Source organism: Vibrio sp. OPT46 (genome assembly GCF_015163535.1).
In the GTDB taxonomy this organism is placed as follows: Bacteria; Pseudomonadota; Gammaproteobacteria; order Enterobacterales; family Vibrionaceae; genus Vibrio; species Vibrio alginolyticus.
Genome location: NZ_JADDYG010000124.1, coordinates 1 through 339, shown reverse-complemented (window position 1 = coordinate 339; position 339 = coordinate 1). Strand labels below are relative to the sequence as shown.

At 38.3% G+C, this 339-nt stretch carries 1 pseudogene; it reads right to left on the bottom strand.

Features of this window, described 5'->3' with window-relative positions:
* Nucleotides 1-149: 149 nt before the first annotated feature.
* Nucleotides 150-339: pseudogene (locus IQR33_RS32355) on the bottom strand (hypothetical protein); the annotation flags it as partial.

The following is a 339-nucleotide window of genomic DNA, read 5'->3' as shown; positions in this document are numbered from 1 at the left end:
TGTGAAGGTTCTGGACAAAACCTTGTCAGTTACATTACTAAATTAGAACGTAACGGATTAGCTCACGTATGGAGAGGTAACGCTCCACTGAAAATAAAAACGGCTAGCGAGAATAACTCAAACTAGCCGTTTATTTTATGTTCACGTTATTAAAAACCTAAGATAGAACGCTTGTTCTTCTTTAGGTGTTTTAGGTACGGGTCTTCCTTAGCATCATAGCTCTTTAAGTGATCTATTCCTGCAAGTAATCCATACTCCTCTTCTGCCTGCTTAAGGGCTTTTTGAATGATCGAATCTTTAGAATGTAGACTGACTTTTGTCTTTGCAACTCTTGGTCGA